The 17,699-nt window shown below is 63.1% G+C and carries 20 protein-coding genes; 7 read left to right on the top strand and 13 right to left on the bottom strand.

Going from position 1 to position 17,699, the window contains the following annotated elements; all coding sequences use genetic code 11:
- Window positions 1-71: 71 nt before the first annotated feature.
- Window positions 72-608, bottom strand: a complete 537-nt coding sequence (locus DT070_RS06880) for a peroxiredoxin (protein WP_122954715.1) — start codon at window positions 606-608, stop codon at window positions 72-74.
- Between the two features lie 116 nt (window positions 609-724).
- On the opposite strand from DT070_RS06880, the gene DT070_RS06875 reads away from it, so the two are divergent.
- From DT070_RS06875 to DT070_RS06865, 3 genes are all read left to right on the top strand, one after another.
- Window positions 725-1,291 (top strand): sigma-70 family RNA polymerase sigma factor, encoded by a 567-nt coding sequence (locus DT070_RS06875; protein WP_122954714.1) that lies wholly within the window; start codon window positions 725-727, stop codon window positions 1,289-1,291.
- A 33-nt stretch (window positions 1,292-1,324) separates the two neighbouring features.
- Window positions 1,325-1,531 carry a zf-HC2 domain-containing protein gene (locus DT070_RS06870; protein ID WP_122954713.1) on the top strand — a complete coding sequence of 69 codons (207 nt, stop codon included), beginning with the start codon at window positions 1,325-1,327 and terminating at the stop codon, window positions 1,529-1,531.
- Between the two features lie 646 nt (window positions 1,532-2,177).
- Entirely contained in the window at window positions 2,178-2,636 is a 459-nt protein-coding gene (locus tag DT070_RS06865) for an RNA-binding protein (protein ID WP_122954712.1), read from the top strand.
- Between the two features lie 152 nt (window positions 2,637-2,788).
- Here the strand turns inward: DT070_RS06865 and DT070_RS06860 are convergent, their stop codons facing one another.
- From DT070_RS06860 to DT070_RS06845, 4 genes are all read right to left on the bottom strand, one after another.
- A complete protein-coding gene (locus DT070_RS06860) occupies window positions 2,789-3,565 on the bottom strand; it encodes an SDR family oxidoreductase (RefSeq protein ID WP_122954711.1) in 777 nt (258 codons plus the stop codon).
- A gap of 30 nt (window positions 3,566-3,595) precedes the next feature.
- Window positions 3,596-4,261, bottom strand: coding sequence for an LPS export ABC transporter periplasmic protein LptC (gene lptC / locus DT070_RS06855; protein WP_228778648.1), 666 nt, complete (start codon window positions 4,259-4,261; stop codon window positions 3,596-3,598).
- A 92-nt stretch (window positions 4,262-4,353) separates the two neighbouring features.
- A complete protein-coding gene (locus tag DT070_RS06850) occupies window positions 4,354-4,956 on the bottom strand; it encodes an HAD family hydrolase (protein ID WP_122954710.1) in 603 nt (200 codons plus the stop codon).
- 31 nt (window positions 4,957-4,987) lie between these two features.
- The gene (locus DT070_RS06845) at window positions 4,988-5,980 is read right to left on the bottom strand and encodes an SIS domain-containing protein (protein WP_122954709.1); all 993 of its coding nucleotides are present in this window, start codon (window positions 5,978-5,980) and stop codon (window positions 4,988-4,990) included.
- Between the two features lie 116 nt (window positions 5,981-6,096).
- Here DT070_RS06845 and DT070_RS06840 point away from each other — a divergent pair, with 116 nt between their 5' ends.
- Together DT070_RS06840 and DT070_RS06835 are read left to right on the top strand one after the other, a co-directional pair.
- A complete protein-coding gene (locus tag DT070_RS06840) occupies window positions 6,097-8,091 on the top strand; it encodes a monovalent cation:proton antiporter family protein (protein ID WP_122954708.1) in 1,995 nt (664 codons plus the stop codon).
- 58 nt (window positions 8,092-8,149) lie between these two features.
- On the top strand, window positions 8,150-8,722 hold the full coding sequence (locus tag DT070_RS06835; RefSeq protein ID WP_122957296.1) for an adenine phosphoribosyltransferase: 573 nt from the start codon (window positions 8,150-8,152) through the stop codon (window positions 8,720-8,722).
- 132 nt (window positions 8,723-8,854) lie between these two features.
- On the opposite strand, the gene DT070_RS06830 is transcribed toward DT070_RS06835, so the two are convergent.
- From DT070_RS06830 to DT070_RS06815, 4 genes are all read right to left on the bottom strand, one after another.
- Window positions 8,855-9,604: a hypothetical protein gene (locus DT070_RS06830; protein ID WP_122954707.1), complete on the bottom strand. Its 750-nt coding sequence runs from the start codon at window positions 9,602-9,604 to the stop codon at window positions 8,855-8,857.
- A 252-nt stretch (window positions 9,605-9,856) separates the two neighbouring features.
- Window positions 9,857-10,348 (bottom strand): Crp/Fnr family transcriptional regulator, encoded by a 492-nt coding sequence (locus DT070_RS06825; RefSeq protein WP_122954706.1) that lies wholly within the window; start codon window positions 10,346-10,348, stop codon window positions 9,857-9,859.
- A 186-nt stretch (window positions 10,349-10,534) separates the two neighbouring features.
- A complete protein-coding gene (gene mnmE, locus DT070_RS06820; protein WP_122957295.1) occupies window positions 10,535-11,935 on the bottom strand; it encodes a tRNA uridine-5-carboxymethylaminomethyl(34) synthesis GTPase MnmE in 1,401 nt (466 codons plus the stop codon).
- Window positions 11,936-11,937: 2 nt separating this feature from the next.
- Window positions 11,938-12,543: a helix-turn-helix domain-containing protein gene (locus DT070_RS06815; RefSeq protein ID WP_122954705.1), complete on the bottom strand. Its 606-nt coding sequence runs from the start codon at window positions 12,541-12,543 to the stop codon at window positions 11,938-11,940.
- Window positions 12,544-12,686: 143 nt separating this feature from the next.
- Here DT070_RS06815 and DT070_RS06810 point away from each other — a divergent pair, with 143 nt between their 5' ends.
- Together DT070_RS06810 and DT070_RS06805 are read left to right on the top strand one after the other, a co-directional pair.
- Entirely contained in the window at window positions 12,687-13,463 is a 777-nt protein-coding gene (locus DT070_RS06810; protein WP_122954704.1) for an aldolase, read from the top strand.
- 62 nt (window positions 13,464-13,525) lie between these two features.
- On the top strand, window positions 13,526-14,617 hold the full coding sequence (locus tag DT070_RS06805; protein ID WP_122954703.1) for a TRAP transporter substrate-binding protein: 1,092 nt from the start codon (window positions 13,526-13,528) through the stop codon (window positions 14,615-14,617).
- Window positions 14,618-14,725: 108 nt separating this feature from the next.
- Here the strand turns inward: DT070_RS06805 and yidC are convergent, their stop codons facing one another.
- From yidC to rpmH, 4 genes are read right to left on the bottom strand one after another with little or no spacing between them, the layout of a single operon-like run.
- Complete coding sequence (gene yidC, locus DT070_RS06800; RefSeq protein ID WP_122954702.1) at window positions 14,726-16,438, bottom strand: membrane protein insertase YidC; 1,713 nt, start codon at window positions 16,436-16,438, stop codon at window positions 14,726-14,728.
- The gene (yidD, locus tag DT070_RS06795) at window positions 16,435-16,749 is read right to left on the bottom strand and encodes a membrane protein insertion efficiency factor YidD (protein ID WP_122954701.1); all 315 of its coding nucleotides are present in this window, start codon (window positions 16,747-16,749) and stop codon (window positions 16,435-16,437) included. The genes yidC and yidD overlap by 4 nt, the downstream gene beginning before the upstream one ends.
- Window positions 16,746-17,165 carry a ribonuclease P protein component gene (locus tag DT070_RS06790; protein WP_122954700.1) on the bottom strand — a complete coding sequence of 140 codons (420 nt, stop codon included), beginning with the start codon at window positions 17,163-17,165 and terminating at the stop codon, window positions 16,746-16,748. The genes yidD and DT070_RS06790 overlap by 4 nt, the downstream gene beginning before the upstream one ends.
- 51 nt (window positions 17,166-17,216) lie before the next feature.
- Window positions 17,217-17,351, bottom strand: coding sequence for a 50S ribosomal protein L34 (gene rpmH, locus DT070_RS06785; protein WP_007862708.1), 135 nt, complete (start codon window positions 17,349-17,351; stop codon window positions 17,217-17,219).
- Window positions 17,352-17,699 lie beyond the last annotated feature (348 nt).

The following is a 17,699-nucleotide window of genomic DNA, read 5'->3' as shown; positions in this document are numbered from 1 at the left end:
AGGTTTTCTGTGTGGTTGCGAATTAGTCTTGGGCACTCTGTTTTTCTTACGCACCCTTCGAAAATTTTTTTCTACAGCAGGTCGGCGATGCGGTCCCAGGCTTCGGGCGGGATGCGGCCCACATAACGCTCGACCACTTTGCCGCTCTTGTCGACAAGGAATGCGGCGGGCAGCTGCACGGGCTTGCCGACGTTGTCACGGTAGCCGGCCTCTCCCGTCCAGAGCTGGACAAAGCGCTGCTTCAGGGGGACGGTGCGGGAGATGATGCGTTCATAGTCGAGGAAGTCCTGCATGCGCGTGTCGGTGTTGACGGCGACCAGCTCAAAAGGTTTGCCGGCCCAGCCTTCGTAGTTGTTGCGCAGCTCCGGCATCTTGTCGCGGCACACCGCGCAGCCGGTCGACCAGAACATCACCAGCACCACCTTGCCTTTGAGCGAGGACAGCTTGAAGGGGGCGCCGTCAATCGTCTTGCCTTCGATCTGCGGCGGGGAGACGGGCTGCGCAGGGGCCTGCGCCAATGCGGCTCCCATCGACATCATGGCGACGCAAGCGGCAAGCAGGGCTCGACGGCAAGCGGGTCGCTGCAGCACATGTTCGGTTGGGCGCATGGAGGTGTCCTTGGTAGTGATGGGTTTGGGAGTAGTCGCCGCCAGGCCCGGACTCCTTACGCATTTCGCCGAAATTTTTTCTGGACGGGCCGCCGCGTGCGGCTAGACTGCCGTGCATGGCCACATTCGAAGAACAACTGGTTGAGCACCGCAGCTACCTCATGCGGTTTGCGCGCCTGCAGTTGCGCAACGATGCGTGGGCCGAGGACGCGGTGTCTGAAACCCTGCTGGCCGCGCTTTCAAAGCCGCAAAGCTTCGGCAACCGCTCCCAGCTCAAGACCTGGCTGGTCGGCATCCTCAAACACAAGGTCATTGACCTGCTCCGCAGCAATGCACGCACGGTGGCAGCTACGGATGCGCAGGCCGACGAAGAGGGCGACGAGCTGGACCGGCTGTCATTCAGGGCCGACGGCCACTTTGCCGAGACACCCAACGACTGGGGCAACCCCGACCAGACCCTGCAGCAGGTGCAGTTCTTCCAGGTGCTGGACGCCTGTATGGAGCGTTTGCCGCCCGCGCTCGGCCGGCTGTTTTTGATGCGCGAATGGCTGGAGCTTTCTTCGCAAGAAGTCTGTAAGGAACTCTCGCTGACGCCGACCAACCTGTATGTCCAGTTGCACCGGGCCCGCCTGCGCTTGCAGGAGTGCCTGAATATCCACTGGTTCGGCAAACATGGCGCCTGAGCGTTTGCGGCCCCACTCTTTTTTTTCTTCAACGTGAAACCGCGCATCACACTGTTAAGACGTACCTGCCGGGAAGCCGCCGCACTGCTGGTGGCGCGCGAAGACCGCGCGCTCAACCTGCCGGACCAGGTTGCCCTGAAGCTGCACCTGATGGCCTGCAAGGCTTGCCCCCGGTTTGAAAACCAGCTTTTGACCATGCGGGCAGCCATGAAGCAATGGCGCCATTACGGCGACTCCTGAATCCTGAAGCTGCCGCTGGCGGCGCGCCAGCGATGCGCAGCTTCAGGTAGCGCGCAGCGCTTTGAAATTTTGTGTAACTATTTCCCACGGTTTTGCGTGGAACGCGGCCTGGTTCTTCGTATTCGAAGCTTTTGGGCGCCTGTTTCGCGCAGCTCACCAAACCAGCGTGCCTGGCGGACCGCCAGCGCGTCCGAAACCCCGGTTACGCCGGTTTAAATGCCATGCTCTTTTTGTGTGTGTGCACTAACTTGTCAATTTAATCAATTAAATATTGGCTATCGGATTTGGCAGTTTCCGGCGCTTGGGGCGTTGCCAGATCATGGACGGTGGATTTGCGAAACGGTTTTTTCGCCGGGCCGACGCTGGCCGGGCTGTCCGGCGGATGCCGGAACGTAAGAAGTTCGGCTGCGTTTTTTGGGAGGCGATGACGCTGCAAGCCCCTGTTTATGCGGCTTGGCGCGGCCTAGGTAGTAACGCTAGTGGATTGTGTTTTAGGTAACTGAAGCATAATATGCCGGTGCGGGTGTCAGCATTCGCACACGTTAGGTGATCGGTCAGTTTCGCGCGCTACAGCGGTAAATATCAAGATTTGTTGTGCTTTCGGGACCCCATCGCTTTTGTTTTTGTGTTTTAGAGGAGTCCCTTCATGGGCAACAAACTTTACGTCGGCAATCTGCCGTACTCGGTCCGCGACGAAGACCTGCAACAATCTTTTGGCCAATTCGGCGCTGTCACCAGCGCTAAAGTCATGATGGAACGCGACACCGGTCGCTCCAAGGGCTTTGGCTTTGTCGAAATGGGCAGCGATGCAGAAGCCCAGGCGGCTATCAACGGCATGAACGGCCAGCCTCTGGGCGGCCGCAGCGTTGTCGTGAACGAAGCTCGCCCCATGGAAGCACGTCCTCCACGTAGCGGCGGCTTCGGCGGCGGTGGTGGCGGCTACGGTGGTGGTGGCGGCGATCGTTCCGGCGGTGGCGGCTATGGCGGCGGCGGTGGCCGCTCCGGTGGCGGCGGCAGCGACGGCGGTTTCCGCAGCCCATACGGCGGCGGCGGTAGCGGCGGTGGCCGTTCCGGCGGCGGCGGTGGTGGACGCGGCGGCTACTAAGCCCTGCCAACCCCTCTCTTCAGCTTCCGGCTGAAGAGCGCTTTAAAAGGCTTCAAGACTTCGGTTTTGAAGCCTTTTTGCTTTCCGGCCCAATAACCACGTGGGCAAGCCGCTCCTGTTTTGATAGCGCGACGCGCTTGAGCCCCAAACCGTCAGTGCTCACCCTGGCGGTGCTTTCGCGCCCGGCCGGACAAGGCCTTGTCAAACACGGCATTGGGCAACAGGCGCAGCAGCTTGGCCACCACGCCCATTTGCCAGGGAATCACCCGGTAACTGTGTCCCGCCTGGATGGTGGCAAACGCTTTTTCGGCAAACACGTCGGCCTTCATCAAAAACGGCATGGCGTAGCGGTTTTCCTGCGTCAGCGGTGTGTCGATGTAGCCCGGGCAGATCGTCACCACCTTCACGCCGCTGGGGCGCAATTCGCCGCGCAGGCTTTCGCAGTAGGCGATGACGGCGGCCTTGCTGGCGCAGTAGGCGCCGTGGCCGGGCAGGCCGCGTATGCCCGCAACGCTGCCGATACCCACAAACGTGCCGCTGCCGCGCGACACCATGCCCGCCATGAAGGGATGGAAGGTGGCGGCGACGCCGATGTTGTTGGTGGCAAATGTCTGCGCCATGACGTCGAGGTCGGAGCGCTCGGCGGTGTCCATGCCGATGCTGATGCCCGCGTTGGCGATCACGACATCGGGAACGCCCTGGGCGGCGATGCAGGCCTGGCCGGCGGCCACGATGCTGTCGATGTCGGACACGTCGGCGCTGTAGATTTGAAAACGGCCGGCGCTGATGGCATTGGCCTCGGCCCAGGCCTGAACCTCGGCAGTGCGGCGCGCGGCCAGCGCCAGGCGGTAGCCGGCTGTATAAAACCGCATGGCAAGCGCCTGGCCAATGCCGCTGGACGCGCCGGTGATGAAAACAAGTCTGGACATGGTGGGCCGGGTTGGTCTGCAGTGTCGGCGCTAGCGGGAGGCCGAGTCGCCGCCGGCAGGCCTGGCAGGGCTTGCCGCCGCCGGCAAGGTCAGGGTCGGCAGCCCGGCCGCGCTGGCGGCGGAGCGGGGCACCAGAATACCCCGGACGCGGCCGTTCAGGTTGGCCACCTGGTCCAGGTTGTCATAGGCAAAGGTGTCGCCGGTGAATTGGTCGGTGCCGCGGATGAGCAGCACGGGCTTGTGGGACTTCACGCGTTCATCGTTCAGGAAGGCATGCAAAAACTCGCCCCGGAACTCCATGCGGGGCGTCTCTTTGCCCGCGGCGTCCTTGCTCGCCTCCCGGATCACCAGGGCGTTGCCCGTCAGCTGAACTTCCGAGCCGTCGCCGTTGGTATAAGCGCGATTGGCCGTGGCGGTGGTCACGCGTCCTTCCAGGCTGATGCTGCGGATGCGTGCCTGGTCGATCTCCAGGATGTCGGTGTCGGGGAAATGCCGGGCTTCAATGCCGTAGATCTCGCTCTTGAGCTGCCCGCCTTCGTCAAACGTTTTCACGGTGAACTTGCGCATGAAATAGTCGATGTCGTGGCTCGTCTCTTTGGCCGCTTCGGGCGTGCTGAAGATGGGTGTGTTGCGCACCAGCCAGTAGGTGCCCAGTGCCAGCGCGCCCATCATCACCAGCGGCATATAGATGGCCATGCTGTCCCAGACGCGCAGGAAACGCCGCCATGTGCTTTTCAATCGCCCGAAAGCGCGCGCATTGCCCGGGCGCCCGTCTTGCACGGCCGTGCTCACTCGCAGTACTCCTGGAGCATGCCGGCGTAGCGCCCGCTGGCCACCAGCAACACATCGCAAAACTCGCGTGCCGCACCGTGGCCGCCTTCCGCCCGCGTGATGTAGTGCGCCCGCGCCAGGACTTCCGCGTGCGCATTTGCCGGGGCGCAGGCCAGCGCCACGCGGGTCATCACCGGGAGGTCGGGCCAGTCGTCGCCCATCGCTGCCGCGGCGGACCAATCCAGGCCCAGGGCCTTCAAGGTGGCTTCAGCCGCGGGGCGCTTGTCTTCGGTGCCGAAATGCGCATGCGTGATGCCCAGGGCCCCGAGGCGGGCACGCAGCACATCGCTGTCGCGGCCCGTGATGACCACCGGGGTAATGCCGGCGCGCTGCAGCAATTTCAGGCCGTGGCCATCCAGTGTGTTGAAGCGTTTGATGGTTTCACCGGAGGCGCGATATCCGTCGGCAGACAGGGCCCGCTCATGGCCGTCGGGGTACTCGGCGAAATACAGGCCCCCGTCCGTCAGCACACCGTCCACGTCAAAAAAAGCGACCTTCACCCCCTGGGCGCGCAGCAGCAATCCAGGGGAGAAGTTCAGGGCGGGAGTCGACTGCGGCATAAGAGGAGGAATGAACCGTTGTGTGGGTGCGTTAAATGACTTTGGCGCGCAGCAGGTCGTTGGAGTTGAGCGCGCCGCACAGGGCGCCTTCTTCATCCACCACCAGCACGCTGGTGATGCGGAATTGCTCCATCAAGGCGACGGCTTCAACGGCCAGCGCATCGGGCAGAACAGTATGCGGCTTGGCGCGCATCACGTCGCCGGCCTTGCTGCTGCGCAAGTCCACGCCTTTTTCAACCAGGCGGCGCAAGTCGCCGTCGGTGAAGATGCCGAGCACACGCTGCGCGCCGTCCACCACGGCGGAGGCGCCCAGCCCCTTGCTGCTCATCTCTCGCATGAGGTCGGAAAAGCCGGTGTCTGGCCCCACCTTCGGAACGTCATCGCCGCGGCGCATGACGTCGCTCACATGCGTCAGCAGCTTGCGGCCCAGCGCGCCGCCGGGGTGCGAACGGGCAAAGTCTTCTTCCTTGAAGCCGCGCACCTCAAGCAAGGCCACCGCCAGCGCATCACCCATGGCAAGCTGCGCCGTGGTGCTGGCGGTCGGCGCCAGGTTGAGGGGGCAGGCCTCCTGCGCCACGCTGCTGTCGAGCGTGACGCGCGCATGCCGGGCCAGGGCGGACTTCATGCCGCCGGTGATGGCGACCAGCGGCACGCCCTGGCGGCTCAAAACCGGCAGGATGGACGTCAGCTCTTCACTTTCGCCGCTGTTGGAAATTGCCAGGACGAGATCCTGGCCGGTGATCATGCCCAGGTCGCCGTGGCTGGCTTCGGCCGGGTGAACAAACATGGCGGGCGTTCCGGTCGAGGCGAGTGTGGCGGCAATCTTGCGCCCGATGTGGCCGCTTTTGCCCATGCCCATCACGACCACACGGCCCCGGCACGCCAGCATCAGCGCGACCGCCTCGGCAAATTCAGGGCCCACGCGGCCCGCCAAACCCGATACGGCCGCGGCTTCTATCTCAAAGGTCTTGCGGGCAAGGCCCAGCACCTGTTCGGCATCCAGTTTCACGGCGTCAAGACTCATGGCTGCATTCTATAGAGGCAGGCAAAGGCCTACGCCGGCCAGGGCCCGGCCCTGCCGGCCCTTAACGCGCCACCCGGCGGCAAAGCGGTCGCGATTTCCTCGGCTACCATCAGCGGATGAGTGCGCTTGAACTGACCCTTCTGTACCTGCTGGCCGCCGTGCTCGGTGTGGTGGCATGCCGCTCATTCAAACTGCCGCCCATGCTGGGTTATCTCGCGGTGGGCGTGGTCATCGGCCCCAATGCACTGGCGCTGGCGCAAAACTCCGACGGCGTAAGGCACCTGGGCGAGTTCGGCGTGGTGTTCCTGATGTTCGTGATCGGGCTTGAGTTCAACCTGCCCAAGCTGCGCTCCATGCGGCGCCATGTGTTTGGCCTGGGGCTGCTGCAGGTCGTGCTCACCATCGTGCTGGCCACGGTGGGCTCCCTGTTCCTCGCCAGCATGGCGCCCACGCTCTGGAAGATGGGCTGGCAAACCTCGCTGGCCCTGTCCGGTGCGATTGCCATGAGCAGCACGGCCATCGTGGTCAAGCTGCTGTCGGAGCGGCTGGAGCTGGAGTCCGAGCACGGCAAGCGCGTCATGGGCGTGCTGCTGTTCCAGGATTTGGCCGTGGTTCCGCTGCTGGTGCTGATCCCCGCGCTGGGCGCGCCGGCCGACACGCTGTTTATGGCGCTCGCGATCGCCGGGCTCAAGGCGGCGGTATTGGTCGGCCTGCTGCTTACCGGCGGCCAGCGCGTGATGCGCTGGTGGCTCACCCTCGTGGCGCGGCGCAAAAGCGAGGAGCTTTTTGTCCTCAACCTGCTGCTGGTGACGCTGGCGCTGGCCTGGCTGACCGAGCGGGCCGGCCTGAGCCTGGCGCTGGGCGCGTTCATCGCCGGCATGCTGATTTCAGAGACGGAATACAAACACCAGGTCGAAACCGATATCCGTCCTTTTCACGACGTCCTGCTGGGCCTGTTCTTCATCAGCATCGGCATGCTGCTCGACTGGCGGCTGGTGCTCGAGCGCTGGCCGCTGGTGCTGCTGCTGATGACGCTGCCGGTTCTGTTCAAGCTGGTGCTGGTCACGGCGCTGGCCCGCGCGCTGGGCGCGACTTCCGGCGTCTCTTTGCGCACGGGCCTGTACCTGGCGCAGGCCGGGGAGTTCGGTTTTGTGCTGCTCACGCTGGCGCAGCAAAGCAGCCTGGTGCCGCCGGCCTTGCTCAATCCCATCCTGGCCAGCATGGTGCTGTCCATGCTGGCCACGCCCTTCATCATCATGTACAGCAACCGCATCGTGATGAAGCTGGTCTCCAGCGAGTGGCTGCAACAGTCGCTGCAAATGACCACGATCGCGCGCAAGTCCATCAACGCCAACAAGCATGTGATCATCTGCGGCTACGGCCGCTGCGGCCAGAACCTGGGCCACATGCTGGAGCGCGAAGGCATCCAGTACATGGCGCTGGACCTGGACCCCGACCGGGTGCGGCAAGCCGCCGCTGCCGGCGATTCGGTGGTGTTCGGCGACGCGGTGCGGCTGCAGGCCCTCATGGCGGCGGGCCTGGCGCGCGCCAGCGCCGTGGTCATCACCTACCTGGACACGGCCAGCGCCCTCAAGGTGCTGGCCAACACGCGCGCCCATGCGCCCACCGTGCCGGTGATCGTGCGCACGGTGGACGACCACGACCTGGAAAAACTGCAGGCCGCCGGCGCCACCGAGGTCGTGCCGGAGGCCATCGAGGGCAGCCTGATGCTGGCCAGCCACGCGCTGGCGCTGGTGGGCGTTCCCATGCGCCGCGTGATCCGCGTGGTGCAGGACCAGCGCGATGCCCGCTACAACCTGCTGCGCGGCTATTTCCGCGGCGCGGACGACGATACGGTCAATGAGCTGGAGCAGGAGCGCCTGTCCAATGTGACGCTTCCGCTGGGCATCAAGTCGCTGGGCAAGCCGCTGGCCGCGATGGCGCTGGAGGCCGGCGGCGTGCGCGTGGTGAGCTTGCGGCGGAGCAACGGCAAGGCGGTGCCCGCGCAAGATGAAACCCTGCTTGAAGGCGGCGACACGCTGGTGCTCTCGGGCCGGCCCGAAGCCCTGGCCATGGCGGAAGAAAAGCTGCTGCGCGGCCGCGCGGCCTGACGACCCGATCGCAGCGCCGGCGGCACAATACCGGCGCGACCCCACTTTGGACAAGACCATGCCTGACCTGCACAGCCTCAACCACCAGACCGTCAGCCAGTACCTCAAGAACCACATCCGCACCGTGCCCGACTGGCCCGCGCCGGGCGTGCAGTTTCGCGACATCACGCCTTTGCTGCAAAACCCGAAGGTGTTCAGGGTGCTGATCGACGCCTTTGTGCACCGCTACATGGACCCGGCGCTGCGGCCCGATGTAGTTGCCGGGCTGGATGCGCGCGGGTTTATTCTGGGCGCCGTCGTGGCCTATGAACTCAATGTCGGTTTTGTGCCGATCCGCAAAAAAGGCAAGTTGCCGTTCACGACCGTGCAGGAAACCTACGAACTGGAGTACGGCAGCGCCACTGTGGAGCTGCATACCGACGCCGTGAAAGCAGGTGACAAGGTGCTGCTGATCGACGACCTGATTGCCACGGGCGGCACGATGATGGCGGGCAAGAAGCTGCTGGAAAAGCTGGGCGCGACCGTCACGGAAGGCGCGGCCATTGTGGATTTACCCGAGCTCGGCGGATCGGCCAGGCTGCAGGAGGCCGGCCTGCCGCTGTTCACACTGATTGATTTTGCCGGGCACTGAGTGAGCCCGGCGATGGCCGGGTGCGGCGCGCGGTTTCGGCGCCCGCCTTGCGCGCTATAAAAATAGTAGCGCGCACCCTATTGTTTATATGAGCTAGGGCCCGATTTTGCTTAAAACCGAAGCCCGGCAGGCTTAGTTCAGGTCGCCGTACTGCGTGCTGCTGAGCGCCGGCGACGAGATCGCTTCCGGCGGCATTTCGGTGTCTTCAAAGCCCGTCAGCAGTGTGTAGGAACGCGGGCCGCTTTTGACCTTGACACCGTTCTCGGGCGCCGCAGCGGGGCCGTGGGCCGACGCAGCCAGCAAGGCCTGCTTGAAGGCGGCGACTTCATCGGCCTGGATGGGTTCGTAGCGGGGCGCCGGCTTGGCCGGAGCGGCTGCCGGTGCGTCGACATGCAGTGCAGCCGTTTGCACTGCATCGTGGGCGCTCAGCGCCGGTTTGCTGACCGCCGCAACTTCGTCCATGCGCCAGTACACGGCCGGAACCGTGATCTCAAAGCGGGCCTTGGCGTTTTGCACAATCAGCGTTTCAATCTCGCCGAGCTGCTCGGGTTGGCCGCCAAAGGCTTTTGCCAGGTCCAGCATGACGATGAACTCATTGCCGCGCTGGTCCAGCGACAGCACCTTGAATTTGTAACTGGCCGACAGCACGCCGGCACGGGTCATGGCTTCACGGATCGCGACGTACAACTGCTCACGGCGGGCGTGGCGTTTGACTTTTCCGGCTTCGGCGGGCATGGCAGCTTCAGCGGACAGGCGCTGCGGCACCGAGAGGGGCGACGAGGACCGTTCGCGCCCGGCGGGATTCGCGCGCCTTTGCCCTTCGACGGCGGAAGATTTGTGGGGCTCGCGGGATTTGCCTGAAAACCAGTTGAAAAAAGACATGTGCGTTTCTCGTGATGAATACGCATTTTCTACCAATGCGCGGAATGACGTCTGTAAGTAATACAGCAAACCGGTTGCCGCTGTTGTTTCCCAGCGGAATTCGGTGCCAACGACTTTATCGAATCATCCACGCAGCGGCTTGGTAAAAAATCACGCGGCCACCCGTTTGGGCAGTAATCCACAACGCCCCGAGAGGCGTGTACTGGAGTTTCTTGTCTGATGACCGCGTCGCGCCTTGATGCGCGCTGCGCGTCAGGTCACGGCGACGCGCTTGGGCCGGTTGTAAAGGCGCTTGGCCATCACCGATCCCATGGCCATGGTCAGCTCCAGGGCAATGGGGCTATGGCGATTCGCCAGTTCCAGGAAACGCATGGGCGTGAGGCACCAGAGCTTGCAGGGAGTTGATGCATGCACGGTGGCGCTGCGCGGCATGTGCGAGAAAAACGCGCCTTCGCCAAGCACCGTTCCTGCGCCGACCAAAGCCATCCGCACGCGTGCTTTTTCATCTTCGTAGTGAACGCTGAGTGTTCCGCTTTCGACGAAATACAAGGTGCGGTCCAGCGCGCCTTGCTCCATCAGCACCTGGCCGCTGTTCAGGGCAAACGGCTGCATATAGCTGGCCAGGATGTCCCAGTGCGGCTGGTTGAATTGACAACGCAATGCATCGCTGGCATGGCAATGCAGGATGGCCTGGGCCAGTCCCTGGATGTCAAAACGAATGGCGGCGGGTAGTGGAGCGTTCATAGTGGAACGGAAGATACCTTCGCACTACAACAGCGACAAGGGAATTTAACGCCCACTTACACCTGATACAGGAAAACCGGAGTTGTAATTTCTCCTCGACAGCGAGGTGTTTTTGACCGTTTTCAGCGCATTTTCTGCGCTGCGCTACCGCCCATCCGCGGGCACCGCCCGCCTGTCGTCGGTTTACTACTTTCCAATACAGAATCTGGAAAAAATTTCGCCCAGCAAGTCGTCCGGCGTGAAGGCGCCGGTGATCTCGCTGAGGTGAAGTTGCGCCTGGCGCAGGTCTTCGGCCAGCAGGTCGAGCGCCGGGTTTGCGGCGCAAATCTGCGCATGGGCTTTGTCGAGTTGCCCGGCGACCTGCCGCAAAGCGCGCACGTGGCGCTCGCGCGCCATGAAGACGCCTTCAGGCGCGGCTTGCCAGCCGACGACCTGCAGCAACTGTTGACGCAGCGCCTGCAAGCCGGCGCCGGTCTTGGCAGAGATAAACACGCCGCCGGGTGCGGCCTTCAACGCAGCCGCAGGCGCCAGATCCGACTTGTTCCAGACGTCGATGATTTGGGTGTTTTGTGGGAGTTTTTGGGCCAGCGCCCTTGCTATGTCTGCATCTGCCGCTATGTAATTGATAGCAGCCTGTTCATCACCAGCCGAAACCTGCCGCGTCAGGTCGTGCAAAAACAGCACGGCATCGGCGCTTTCAATTTCGGCCCACGCGCGCTCCACGCCGATTTTTTCCACCTCGTCCAGCGCATCGCGCAGGCCGGCGGTATCGACCACATGAAGCGGCACGCCTTCGATCTGGATCAGCTGCGACACCTTGTCGCGCGTGGTGCCGGCGATCGGCGTGACGATGGCGAGCTCGGCGCCGGCCAGTGCGTTCAGCAGCGAGCTCTTGCCCGCGTTGGGTTGCCCGGCGATGACAACCTTGATGCCTTCGCGCAATATGGCGCCCTGGGTAGCGCGCTGCATCACAACGGCAAGCGTTGCCTGAAGGCGCTCAAGCTGCCCCCTTGCGTCGGCCTTTTGCAAAAAGTCGATGTCTTCCTCGGGGAAGTCCAGCGTGGCTTCCACCAGCATGCGCAGGTGGATCAATTGATCAAGCAGGGTATTGACCGCCAGCGAGAACTCGCCGGACATGGAACGGGCGGCCGAACGCGCCGCGGTTTCCGTGCTGGCGTCGATCAGGTCGGCAATGCCCTCGGCCTGCGCCAGGTCGATCTTGTCGTTCAGGAAAGCGCGTTCCGTGAATTCGCCGGGTTGTGCAACGCGCAATTGCGGCATGGCCTCCAGGCAGCGCGCCAGCAGCAGCTGCAACACGACGGGCCCGCCGTGCGCCTGCAGCTCCAGAACGTCTTCACCGGTGTAAGAGTGCGGCGCCGGAAAGTGGATGGCCAGTCCCTGGTCGATAACCCCGCCGTGCGCATCACGAAAAGGCAGGTAAGTGGCTTGGCGCGGCTGTAGCGCACGGCCGCACAGCGCGGCGATCACCGGGGCGACGCTCTTGCCCGACACCCGCACGATGCCGACGGCGCCGCGCCCAGGCGCGGTGGCAATCGCCACCACCGGATCGGTGTGCTTGTCCTTCAGAATCATTGGCCGTCCGACAGTACCAGCAATGCCTTGGCCTTGGCCCTGCCGACCCGGCACAGGCGATGCTCGAGGTAACCCGGAAAGTGAATGCAGTCGCCGCCCGACAGCCGCACCGAATGGCTCTGGAAGATCACGTCGACGGTGCCGGACAGGATGTAAAGCATCTCCTGGCCGCCATGCTGCGCTTCGGTTTGCCCGGCGTCGGGGCCCGGGAAGACGATGAAGGCCTCGAAGGCGCCGACCTTGTCGCCGTGCAGCAGCGGCACAAACTGGTGCAGTGCCGGCTCCGTCGCCTCGACAAGCGCGCCCAGCGATTCGCCGCGCGTCACCTTGATATCCGACTTGTCCAGCGTCTCGCCGAGCAGGTGGCCCATGGAGACATCCAGCGCCTGGCCCATCCTGGCGATGGTGGCGATCGACGGCGTTTTCAGGTTGTTTTCGATGCGCGAGACATGCGCCTTGTCTATGCCTACGGCCTTCGCCAGTTCGTCCACCGTCCAGCCTTTGGCGCGGCGAAACGCCCGCACGCGCGCGCCCAGCAAAAGCGCGGGCTTGGGGCTTTTGGCGTCGCCCAGGGCGGGCGGGTGAATGGTTTTGGCGTTCATGCGGTTTGCGGCAGGGATGGCCGATTGTAGGGGGCGGGTCTACGGGTTGTGGAGTGGTTGACAGAGGTCAACTTGTTGACTACTCTTCTACTAATCAATATCTGGTCAACAAGTTGACATCATCAACACAGGAAACCCCCAGCATGGAAGACAAATCCACCACACGAGAAGCCGTCGACCGGGAAATCGCCAGCAAGGTGCAGCTGGATCGCCGCCCCCTGCAGGAGCGCCTGATCCTGGCCTGCCGCATGCTGGGTGCACAGGGCCACTGGCACGGTGGGCTGGCCGGGCAAATCAGCGCGCGCGGCGAAGAGCCAGGCACTTACTGGACGCTGAAGTTCGGCATAGGCGCGGACGAGGCGACACAGGCCGACCTGATCCTGGTCGACGATGACCTGCGGGCGCTGGACGGCGTATCGCTACCCAACCCGGCCACGCGATTTCACCTGTGGGTGTACCGCGAGCGGCCGGACGTGAAAAGCATCGTCCACACCCATCCGCCCGCGGTGTCGGCGCTGGCCATGAGCGGCCAGCCCCTGTGCGTCGCCCACATGGACAGCACGCCGTTTTATGACAACTGCGCCTACCTGGCGGACTGGCCGGGCCTGCCCATCGCCGACGATGAAGGCGTGATCATTGCCGGGGCGCTCGGCCACCGCAAGGCACTGCTGCTGGCCCACCACGGCCTGCTGACGGCCGGCGCGTCGGTCGAGGAGGCTGCCGTGCTGGCCCTGTGGCTGGAACAAGCCGCTGAAGCCCAGCTGCGCGCCGCGGCGCTGGGCAGCATCCGGCCGGTGCGCGCCGAGCTGGCCGCCGAGTCGCGCGACTTTTTGCTCAAACCCGAAATCATTGGCCTGACCTTCCAGTACTTTGCCCGGCGCGTGCTGCGGCAAGACCCGGCATGCCTTGATCAGCCCTAGAAACACAGCCCCGCATTCACCCCTGGTTGCCCTTTTTATTGCCCCCACCCCTGGAGATCCGCATGCAACGACGCCGCCTTTTATCCGCCGCCACCGTCGGCGCCGCAGCCGCCACCATGGCGGCCCCCAGCTTTGCGCAATCGCAGCCTGTCGTGCGCTGGCGCATGCCCTCCAGCTTCCCCAAAGCGCTCACAACGGTGTTCGGCGGCGCGCAATCGATCGCCACGCTGGTGAGCAGCATGACCGACGGCAAGTTCACCATCACGCCTTTCGGCGCCGGCGAGGTGGTTCCGCCGCTGGCGGTGCTGGACGCCGTGCAGAACAACACCACGGAGTGCGGCCACACCGCCGGCTTTTATTACATCGGCAAAGAGCCCGCGCTGGTGTTCGACACCGGCGTGCCCTTTGGCATGGGTCCGCGCCAGCACGATGCGTGGATGAACCACGGCGGTGGCCTGGAGCTGATGGGTGAAATCTACAACCGGTTTAACGTGGTGCAAATACCTTGCGGCAATACCGGCGCACAAATGGGCGGCTGGTTTCGCAAGGAGATCAAGACGCCGGAAGACTTCAAGGGCCTGCGCATACGCGCTGCCGGCTTTCTGGGCCACGTCTACGCCAAGCTGGGGGCCACGCCGCAGCAGATTCCGGCATCCGACATCTACCCGGCGCTGGAAAAGGGCGTGATCGATGCGGTGGAGTGGGTGGGCCCATACGACGACGAGAAGCTGGGCCTGAACAAGGTCGCGAAGTACTACTACGCGCCGGGTGTACTGGAACGTGGCGCCTCGCTCTGTTTTATCGTCAATAAAACGGCCTGGGCGGGCCTGCCCCCGGGCTACCAGGCGGTGCTCAAGGCCGCCTGCGCGCAAAGCGCGACCGACATGCTGGCCAAGTACGACGCCCTGAATATCCCGGCGCTCAAACGACTGATCGGCGGCGGGGCCAAGCTCGGTTACTGGTCCAAGCCCATCATGGAAGCGATGCAAAAAGCCAGCAACGCGGTGATGCAGGAACAATCCGCCGCGAACGAGACTTTCCGCAAGGTGCACACCCAGTGGAAGGCCTTCCTGGACGAGCAGATCCTGTGGTCCTCCATTAACGACGGCGCAGCTGAGCAGTTTCTGACCAGCAGCCAGCGCAAGCGGAGTTAAATTCGGTCACGCGCCTGTCGCTGCAGAGTCCATAAAAAAAGCCGCCACCCGATGAGGGTGGCGGCTTTTTGGTTTGCGCTTTCAGGGGCGCGCGCAGCGCGCCCGTTTTTACTTGAATTTCGGCAGGTTGAACTGGGGCGGCACGCCCATGCGGGTATTGATCACCCACTGCTGGGCGATGGACAGGATGTTGTTGGTGATCCAGTACAGCACCAGGCCGGCCGGGAAGAAGAAGAACATCACGCTGAAGATCAGCGGCATGAACCACATCAGTTTGGCTTGCATCGGATCCGGCGGCGCGGGATTGAGCGCCGTTTGCAGCATGGTGGTCAGCGTCATCAACACAGGCAGGATAAAGAAGGGGTCCGGCGCCGAGAGGTCATGGATCCACAAGACCCAGGGCGCGTTGCGCATTTCGACGCTGGACAACAGCACCCAGTACAGCGCGATGAACACCGGGATCTGGATCATGATGGGGAAACAGCCGCCCATCGGGTTGACCTTTTCCTCGCGGTAGATTTTCATCATCGCCTGCTGCATTTCCTGCGGCTTGTCTTTCAGGCGGTCGCGCATTTCCATGATCTTGGGGTTGATCGCCTTCATCTTGGCCATGCTGGAGTAGGCCTTTGCATTGAGCCAGTAGAACGCGATCTTCAGCAGCAGCACCAGCGCCACGATGGACCATCCCCAGTTGTGCAGGAAGCCGTGCAGCTTGTCGAGCAGCCAGTACAGGGGCTTGGCCAGGATGGTGAGCCAGCCGTAGTCCTTGACCAGTTCCAGGCCGGGGGCGATGGCTTCGAGGGTTTTTTCTTCCTGCGGGCCGACAAAGAATTTCGATTCCACCGATTTGGTCGTGCCGGCCGCGATGGCTTCCAGCGGCGTGATCATGCCGACCGCATACAGGTTGTTGTCGACCTTGCGGAAGAAGAGGTCGCGCTTGAGGCCGTCCGGCAGGATCCAGGCGGTTGCAAAGTAATGCTGCACCATGGCGACGTAGCCGTTGCTCGCCTGCTTTTCGACGTCGACCTTGTTGTTCTCGATGTCCTTGAATTCCACCTTCTGGTACTTCTTGGCTTCGGTATAGATGGCCGGGCCGGTGAAGGTGGAATAGAAAGAGGATTCTCCGGGCGGCTTGTTGCCGTCACGCACCAGCTGCAGGTACAGCTGCGGGGTAACAGCGGCCGTGCCGGTGTTGACGATGTCGTGGCGCACGGCGATGTCGTACGCGCCGCGCTTGAGGGTATAGGTCTTGACCAGCTTCACGCCGCCGACGTCGGCCGACTCAAACTTGACCTGGAGCTCGTCCTGGCCGTCTTTCAAGGCGCGGTCGCCCGGAACCACGGTCATCGGGGTCTTGTGTGTCGGCAAGGCTGCGCTGCCGATCAGGCCGGTCTGGGCCAGGTAAACGCGGTTGGTGCTTTCATCCAGCAGCACAAAGCCCTGGTCCTTGCTCGCGCCCTCTTTGTATTTGCTGAACGTCGAGTGGACCAGGGTGCCGCCTTCGCTGTCGAAGGTCAGTGCGAGCACATCCGTAGTGACCGTCACACGCTCGCGCGTGGCGGCTGTCGCAACGGCAGGAGCGCCCGTGGGCACGGCGCCCGGGGTTGCCGGCGTTGCATTGACGGACTGGGGTGCGGGCACCGACGAAGCACCGGCAACCGGCGCAGACGCGGGCGCGCCGGCGGCAGGCGCCTTGGCGGTCTGCGTGGCCGACGGGAAGAAGGTCGCCTTGTGGCCGTTATAAACCTGCCACTGGTCCCACAAAAGGACCATGGAAAAACCAAAAATCACCCACAAGATGGTGCGGCGGATGTCGTTCATGACGGCGTCTTTTTAGAAGGGGTAGGGGCCACAGGGGTGACCAGGCGGGAGAAAGGGGAAAATGGGGCGGGCGGCACCGGGTCATGCCCGCCTTCGCACCAGGGGTGGCAGCGGGCAAGGCGATGCAGGGTGAGATAGCTGCCAACAGCAGCACCGTGCAATTTCAGCGCTTCAAGGGAATAAGCGGAGCAGGTGGGCTCAAACCGGCAGGCGGAGCCCAGCCAGGAGCTGAGCAACAGGCGATAGCCCTTGACCAGGCCGATCAAGACGGTTTGCGGCAAGCGGACAAGGCCGGCGATCAAGGAGTTCATGACGCCCTGGCTCCCGCCTGCATCAGCGCCGTGACTTCGGCGCGGACGGCTTGCTTGAGCTGCTCGGACGTCGCGCTGATGAATTCTTTACGGGAAAAATCACGCCGCAAGCGGACCACATAAGCGGCCTTTGGATACTGATGCGAAAAATCAGCGCTCACGGTATAGATTTGTCGTTTGATGGCGTTGCGCGTCACGGCCCGTTTGGCCCAGCGCTTGGGGACCATCGCCCCGAGCCAGACATCCTGGATGGGGAAGAGCGGCCTGGCCCTGGAAGTGTCAACAAGCTCACCGGGTTCGGCTTGCACGGGCTTTGCGTCCAGCGCATTGCGGTGCAATGCGAAGTGCGTTGTTTTTGCAACGATGGCGCCGGCAAGGACTGCCTGGAACTGTGGTCGGTTTTGAAGCCGCTGCACGAGCGCCAGGCGTCAGTTCAAAGAAACTGCGGATGGCCAGCAAAAACCGGCTTATACAGCCAGGCGCTTGCGGCCTTTGGCGCGGCGAGCAGCAATCACTGCGCGGCCGCCGCGCGTTTTCATGCGCGTGAGGAAGCCGTGCGTACGGGCGCGTTTGACTTTGGAGGGTTGGTATGTGCGTTTCATGATTGAGTCCTACTAGCCGGTTAGCTACAAAGCTCCCCTTTGCCTTTTTGCTTTGCCTCACTTGATTACTTCATTGAAGTAATCAAGAGCAAGAGGCAAATTCCGTTGGGCGATTCAAATGATCTTGGTGGCCGTACAACACAACCAACTCTGCAAGTCTTTCAAAAGCGGGCAAACCCGCTGCGAATCAGGGAAACCCATGATTATCGCAGATTTCCCAACGCTGGCAACAAGTTAGCTTGGCCTTCGGGGGTAAAGGCTGAGAAAGCTTGAGATACGCCCGGACCGGCTTTCAAACCCCTTCCAGCTACCATAAAAGGGACCTGAAAATAGGTTGAAACCCGAAGC

The sequence above is a fragment of the Polaromonas sp. SP1 genome, assembly GCF_003711205.1.
Classification (GTDB): domain Bacteria; phylum Pseudomonadota; class Gammaproteobacteria; order Burkholderiales; family Burkholderiaceae_C; genus Polaromonas.
The sequence above is the reverse complement of the archived record's forward strand: the minus strand, read 5'-3'. Positions and strand labels throughout refer to the sequence as shown.